6 protein-coding genes and 1 pseudogene are annotated in these 6,724 nt (G+C 34.9%); all 7 read left to right on the top strand.

Going from position 1 to position 6,724, the window contains the following annotated elements:
• The first annotated feature begins 237 nt into the window (after nt 1-237).
• The 7 genes and pseudogenes from secA (at nt 238) to AB1630_09070 (ending at nt 6,624) form a co-directional block, all read left to right on the top strand.
• Nucleotides 238-2,730 carry a preprotein translocase subunit SecA gene (gene secA, locus AB1630_09100; GenBank protein MEW6103948.1) on the top strand — a complete coding sequence of 831 codons (2,493 nt, stop codon included), beginning with the start codon at nt 238-240 and terminating at the stop codon, nt 2,728-2,730.
• Between the two features lie 14 nt (nt 2,731-2,744).
• A complete protein-coding gene (locus AB1630_09095) occupies nt 2,745-4,358 on the top strand; it encodes a DNA methyltransferase (GenBank protein ID MEW6103947.1) in 1,614 nt (537 codons plus the stop codon).
• On the top strand, nt 4,355-4,549 hold the full coding sequence (locus tag AB1630_09090; protein ID MEW6103946.1) for a hypothetical protein: 195 nt from the start codon (nt 4,355-4,357) through the stop codon (nt 4,547-4,549). Before AB1630_09095 ends, AB1630_09090 begins: the two co-directional genes overlap by 4 nt.
• Nucleotides 4,536-5,312 carry a TdeIII family type II restriction endonuclease gene (locus AB1630_09085; protein MEW6103945.1) on the top strand — a complete coding sequence of 259 codons (777 nt, stop codon included), beginning with the start codon at nt 4,536-4,538 and terminating at the stop codon, nt 5,310-5,312. The genes AB1630_09090 and AB1630_09085 overlap by 14 nt, the downstream gene beginning before the upstream one ends.
• A gap of 6 nt (nt 5,313-5,318) precedes the next feature.
• Nucleotides 5,319-5,563: pseudogene (locus AB1630_09080) on the top strand (hypothetical protein).
• A gap of 89 nt (nt 5,564-5,652) precedes the next feature.
• A complete protein-coding gene (locus tag AB1630_09075) occupies nt 5,653-6,120 on the top strand; it encodes an SRPBCC family protein (protein MEW6103944.1) in 468 nt (155 codons plus the stop codon).
• Nucleotides 6,121-6,129: 9 nt separating this feature from the next.
• Nucleotides 6,130-6,624: a flavodoxin family protein gene (locus AB1630_09070; protein ID MEW6103943.1), complete on the top strand. Its 495-nt coding sequence runs from the start codon at nt 6,130-6,132 to the stop codon at nt 6,622-6,624.
• Nucleotides 6,625-6,724 lie beyond the last annotated feature (100 nt).

Below are 6,724 nucleotides of genomic sequence, written 5' to 3'. Positions count from 1 at the left end.
CAAAGTATAATTGAATTAAATGATAAACTTATTGAGTTTATTGATGACTATAATCAAAATAAAAGGCTTAGGAGTTTGAGGTATAAAACCCCTGCTCAATACCTAAAAGATGAAAAGAATATTATCATACAACGTATCGTTAGCTAACACTAAGTAAATTTAAAGCTAATAGCTAAAATTAACTCTCCCCTACAATTTATCTTGCCTTTTTAAGCAATAATTGCTATCATTAAACCTATGCTAGGAAAACTTCTTTCTTTAATATTTGGCACAAAAGAGAAGAGGGATATAAATAGGCTCCTTCCCATTGTAGAGGAGACAAATGCTCATAGTGAGGAGGTTTCAAAATATCCTGATGTAAGATTTAAAGAAAAGACAAGTGAGTTTAAGGAAAGGCTTGCAAAGGGTGAGACATTGGATGAAATTCTTCCTGAAGCATTTGCTTTAGTAAGGGAGGCGGCAAAGAGAACAATAGGCTTAAGGCCATTTGATGTCCAGCTTATGGGAGGGATTGTCCTGCACGAAGGCAAAATTTCTGAGATGAAAACTGGCGAGGGAAAGACCCTTGTTGCCACAATGCCTGTTTATCTTAATGCCCTGCTTGGAAAGGGTGTTCATATTGTTACGGTAAATGACTATCTGGCAAAAAGGGATGCAAAGTGGATGGGTCCAATATATGAATTTCTGGGCTTATCCGTTGGCTATCTCCAGCACGATATGAACTCTGAACAGAGAAAAATGATATACCAATCCGATATTACCTATGGGACAAACTCTGAATTTGGCTTTGATTATTTAAGGGACAATATGGTTCCTGACCTATCGCTTAAGGTGCAAAGGGGTCATTTCTATGCCATTGTGGATGAGGTTGATTCAATTCTTATTGATGAAGCAAGGACACCTTTGATAATATCAGGCCCATCTGAGGAATCCACAGATAAGTATTACAAGATAAATCAAACAATCCCCTATCTTAAAAAGGACATAGACTATCAGGTTGACGAAAAGATGCATACATCTGTCTTAACAGAGGATGGTGTGAGGAGGGCAGAGAAGCTTCTTAAGACAGAAAACCTCTATGACCCAAAGAATATAGACCTTATCCATCATATAAATCAGGCATTAAGGGCACATACCCTGTTTCAAAGGGATGTTGATTATATGGTAAAGGATGGAGAGGTTCTTATTATTGATGAATTTACAGGAAGAATTATGCCAGGAAGGAGGTTTTCCGAAGGCTTGCATCAGGCATTAGAGGCAAAGGAGGGGGTAAGAATAAAAAGCGAAAATCAAACATTGGCAACGATTACCTTACAAAATTACTTTAGGATGTATGAAAAGCTTGCTGGAATGACAGGAACCGCCAAAACAGAGGCTGATGAATTTTTTAATATCTATAAGCTTGATGTTGTTGTTATCCCTCCCAATAAGCCAATTTGTAGAAAGGATTCCTCTGATATGATATACAAAACAGAAAAGGCAAAGTTTCACGCTATAGTTGATGAGATTGTAGAGCTTTATAAAAAGCAAGAGCCTGTCCTTGTTGGAACAATATCTGTTGAGAAATCAGAAAGGTTAAGCAAGATGCTTAAAAACAAAAACATTACACATCAGGTATTGAATGCAAAATATCATGAAAAGGAGGCAGAGATTGTTGCCCAGGCAGGAAGGAAGGGAATGGTTACCATTGCGACAAATATGGCAGGAAGGGGAACGGATATAATTTTAGGAGGAAACCCACCCAATAAAGAGGAACAAGAGGAGGTTTTAAGGCTTGGAGGCTTACATATTATAGGAACAGAGCGTCATGAGGCAAGAAGGATTGATAATCAATTAAGGGGAAGGTGTGCAAGGCAGGGAGACCCTGGTTCTTCAAGGTTTTATATCTCTTTAGAGGATGACCTGATGAGGCTATTTGGTTCAGAAAGGATTGCCGGGATAATGACCAAGCTTGGCTTAAGGGATGATGAGGTTATTGAGCATTCCTGGATTACAAAGTCAATAGAAAATGCCCAAAAAAAGGTAGAGGCACATAACTTTGACATAAGGAAGAGGCTGCTTGAATTTGATGATGTTATGAACCAGCAAAGAAGCCTTATCTATAATGAAAGGGACATGATTATGAGCTCAGGCAATTTTGATGAGCATTTTAAGGAGATGTTCTCTGAGATGCTTGATATATACATTCCCATTTATCTTCCAAAGGATAGCCATCCAGATGATTGGGACATTGATGGGTTTAAGATGAGACTTTCTCAGGTTTTTGGAATAAATCCAGAAATAGCAACAAAAGATGCAATGCAAATAAAGGAGGATTTAGAAAAAGAGATATTGCTTGAATATGAAAGGAAAAAGGAAAGCATTGGTCCTAATATAACCCATATCCAAAGGATGATTATGCTCTCGGTAATTGATAACCTATGGAAAGACCATTTGCATAATTTAGACAGCTTAAGGGAAAGCATCCATTTAAGGGCATATGGCCAAAGAGACCCCTTGGTTGAATACAAGATTGAGGCATTCAGGATGTTTGAGGAGCTTATATACCATATGAAGGAAGAGATTGTAGGTAATTTATTCAGGGTTTCCCTTGCTCCTGCAAGGGAAAGACCAAGACCAGCAATTACCAGAAGGACAAGCCTTCCAGATGAACCCCAAAAGAAAATAGGCAGAAACCAACCCTGCCCCTGTGGAAGCGGGAAGAAGTATAAGCATTGCCATGGGAGGTAGGGTTATTTTGTAAAATGAATGAAACAAAAAGCGAAATTTTTAAAGAAGAAAAAAGGCTGAAAAATTTAAGAGAAGCAAGCATTTGGGCTTCGCAATATCTAAATCGTAAAGTTACGATTTCTAATCTTTCGTATTTACTCCAGTATGGACGAATAACAAAATTTGGCAATAATGGTAATCTTTTAATAGATGTAGAAGAATTAAAAAGTTATTATGATGCTTTTGACAAAGAAAAACATTGGAAAAAGAAATTAGGTAAAGACCTTAATTGGCATTTGTCTTTCGTAGAATATAAAGAGGAAGAAAGAACTAAACATGTTCACAGATTACATCCATATAAAGGTAAATTTATTCCCCAATTGGTAGAATATTTCCTTGATTCTCACACCGATGAATTTAAGCAACAAATATATTTTCATAAAGGCGATATTGTGCTAGACCCATTTTGTGGAAGTGGAACAACATTAGTCCAGGCAAATGAATTAGGGATGCATGCTATTGGTGTAGATATTTCTGCGTTTAATGCAATGATTAGTAACGTTAAAGTTGAAAAACACAATATTCCACAGCTTAGGAATGCCATTCAAAAAATAACATTGAGTTTAAAAAATTTTCAGAACACAAAGAATAATATCGCTTTTGAAGAAGATCTTCTTTCAGAACTTGCCAAATTTAATTACAAATATTTTCCATCACCAGAGTATAAGAAGAAAGTAAGGATTGGTGAGATTAATGAAAAAGAATATGCAAAAGACAAAGAACAAGGGTTTTTAAGTATTTATTGTAATTTAGTGGAAAAATATAAAGTTAAAATTAAGCAAGAAAATAATAATTCTTTCTTAGATAAATGGTTTTTGTTTCCAGTGAGAGAAGAAATCGATTTTGTATTTAAAGAATTGAAAGAAGTAGATAATAAGGACATTAAGAAAATATTAGCGATAATCTTGAGCAGAACCGTTCGTTCTTGTAGGGCAACTACTCATGCTGATTTAGCAACCTTAAAAGAGCCTGTTATAACTACATATTATTGTAAGAAACACGGTAAAATATGCAAGCCAATTTTCTCCATTAAAGGGTGGTGGCAGAGATATACCATAGACACATTGAATCGTCTTAAAGAATTTGATAGATTAGGAACAAAAACCTTTCAAATTTGCTTGAGTGGTGATAGTAGAAAAATTGATATTTTTAAAGAGGTTAAAAAAGCAAATCCAGAGCTTGCAGAAATTTTATTAAGACAAAAGATAAAGGGAATTTTTTCAAGTCCCCCTTATGTTGGCCTTATTGATTATCACGAACAGCATGCTTATGCATACGAAATTTTTGGATTTGAAAGAAAAGACGAATTAGAAATAGGATCTCTTTCTAAAGGTCAGGGAAAAGAAGCAAAAGATGCTTATGCCAAAGGCATAGCGGAATCTTTAAGAAATTGCAAAAAATATCTTCAAAAAGATTATAATATATTTTTGGTGGCTAATGACAAATACAATCTTTATCCTAAAATTGCAGAATTATCTAATATGAAAATTGTTAATCAATTTAGGCGACCTGTTCTTAACAGGGTAGAAAAAGACAGAGATACCGCTTATGCGGAAACAATTTTTCACTTAAAGGAAAAAATAAAATGAAAAGAAATAGGGTAATTTATTCATTATCAGTTGAAGATATTTTGGATGTAATAGAAGAAAATAAAATGGACATTAATTTAGATGAAGAGGGGGTGAAGTTTATAGAGGAGAAAGTTGGAGACATAATTGATTGGAGGGGGGCAATCGAATTTGCCTTATTTAAATATAAAAGGGAGTATGGCAATGAATAGTTTTCAGAAAAAACATATAATTGGTGTAATCAAGAGTTGCATAAGGGACAAGTTTCAAAATTACAAGCCGGAATCCAATAACATGCCCTTTCATTATCGCTTGCTTGGTAAAGACAGGATGGCATTATTTTCTTTTATTCATTCTTTGAATACTACTTTTGGAACTTCTATTTTTGAACCTGTGGCTGAAACATTGGCAAGTTTAACCTTTTCTGTAGCACAAAAACAATTTGTCGTAGGCAATACAATAAGTGAACAAGCACAGACAGAAATTCAACGCATTATGAATGAATTGACCCTTGGAAATAATCCCAACAAACCAGAAGAAACCGCAAGGATAAGAAAAGTTTGTAATAAAGGAAAAATGAACAAATTAAGAACTGTAAAAGTAGATTTATTTGTTAAAAGTAACGATGGAACCATTCATTTATTTGATTTAAAAACAGTTAAACCTAATCTCAGTAATTTCAAGGACTTTAAAAGGACATTATTAGAATGGGTGGCAATATATTTAGCCAAAAATCCTAATGCAAATATTCATTCTTATATTGCTATCCCATACAATCCATACGAGCCAAAACCCTATGAAAGATGGACATTAAAAGGTATGTTAGATTTAGACAATGAATTAAAAGTCGCAGAGGAATTCTGGGATTTTCTTGGTGGTAATGGAGCTTACGCAAAACTATTAAATTGTTTTGAAAGAGTGGGTATAGAATTAAGACCAGAAATAGATGGGTATTTTTCAAAATTCAAGCAATAAAATTAGAAGGAAGGGTATGGTTCAATAGCCACAAATATGGCAGGAAGGGGAACGGATATAATATTAGGAGGAAATCCACCAGGTAAGGGAGAACAAGAAGAGGTAATAAAGTCTCCATATTATAGGAACTTAAGCGCCATGAGGCAAGAAGGATTGATAATCAATTAAGGGGAAGGTGTGCCAGGCAGGGAGACCCTGGTTCCTCAAGGTTTTATATCTCATTAGAGGATGACCTGATGAGGCTATTTGGCTTAAGATAAATAAAGATAGGAAGAAACCAACCCTGCCCCTTAAGGAACTGAGAAAGAAATACAAGCATTGTCATGGACGGTGAAGGAAAATGGTAATATTTAAGGATACAATTGAGATTAAAGCAACACCAGAAAAAGTTTTTGACTGGTTTGCCAATATGGAGAAAAATTATAAAATATGGCACAAAGACCATAAAGAATGTCGCTATCTTAAAGGAGACTCACTAGAGATAGGTTCAGTTATTTATGTAGAAGAATATATTGATGGATATTTAGAAAAGACAAGGTTTCAGATTACAAATACCAGGCAATATTCACAATTAGAATATAAGGCATTATTTCCTCATTCTATAGGAGGGGCAAGGTTTGTTTTTATTATAGAGCCTTATAATTCTGGCTCTTTGTTTACAACCGAGCTACACCTGGGGCATAAAATTGGATTATTAAATAGATTTATCCAGATATTATGTGTATTATTCAATAACAAACTTAAGGCTGTTAAACAACATATTACTGAAGAACAAGAAAACCTCAAAAGGATTTTGGAAGAGGGTTAATACTCAAAAATGAAAATATTGGGTATAAGCGGCTCGCAAAGGAAAGATGGTAATTCCTATCTTCTCCTTAAATCTAGCCTTGAAGGAGCAAAAGAAGAAGGAATCTTTGAAACAGAGATACTGCAATTAGCAGACTTTGAGATAAAACCCTGTGAAGCTCACTACTCTGGCTTGCATAAATTTGAGGCTTGGGGTTGTGGTAAGAAGCCTTATAAATGTATACTTAAGGATGATTTTGGAAAGGCTTTTCAAAAGATGATTACAGCAGATGGAATAATTATAGCCGCTCCTCTCTATTATCCAGTTCCAGCAAAATTGGTGGCTTTGATGGAGAGATTGATGGTAATAGTTTATTTTGCAAAAAAGGCGGATAAAAACTACATCTGGCCCCTTACAGGTAAACCATTTGGAGCTATTGCCACTTCTTACGAGGATAGCACAATCCTGGTTTTAAAAATCCTCCGAAAGTTTGGTTTTATCGCTAGTGTGCTGTCCCTTAAATAAGGTATGTTATATTTTACAAGGTTTTCCTGCATATGTCCATGCAAATGGTTTTGCTTTTTTGTTGTAATATTCAATATACTCCAATAACTTCTGTTTTAAT

It is taken from the genome of bacterium (assembly GCA_040753555.1).
Classification (GTDB): Bacteria; UBA9089; UBA9088; order UBA9088; family UBA9088; genus JBFLYE01.
This window is presented reverse-complemented; position numbering and strand designations above follow the sequence as displayed.

What these genes read in the sequence shown, in the direction of transcription:
- secA (MEW6103948.1), top strand. Translation starts at nt 238, where the DNA reads ATGCTAGGAAAACTTCTTTCTTTAATATTTGGCACAAAAGAGAAGAGG.
- AB1630_09095 (MEW6103947.1), top strand. Translation starts at nt 2,745, where the DNA reads ATGAATGAAACAAAAAGCGAAATTTTTAAAGAAGAAAAAAGGCTGAAA.
- AB1630_09090 (MEW6103946.1), top strand. Translation starts at nt 4,355, where the DNA reads ATGAAAAGAAATAGGGTAATTTATTCATTATCAGTTGAAGATATTTTG.
- AB1630_09085 (MEW6103945.1), top strand. Translation starts at nt 4,536, where the DNA reads ATGGCAATGAATAGTTTTCAGAAAAAACATATAATTGGTGTAATCAAG.
- AB1630_09075 (MEW6103944.1), top strand. Translation starts at nt 5,653, where the DNA reads ATGGTAATATTTAAGGATACAATTGAGATTAAAGCAACACCAGAAAAA.
- AB1630_09070 (MEW6103943.1), top strand. Translation starts at nt 6,130, where the DNA reads ATGAAAATATTGGGTATAAGCGGCTCGCAAAGGAAAGATGGTAATTCC.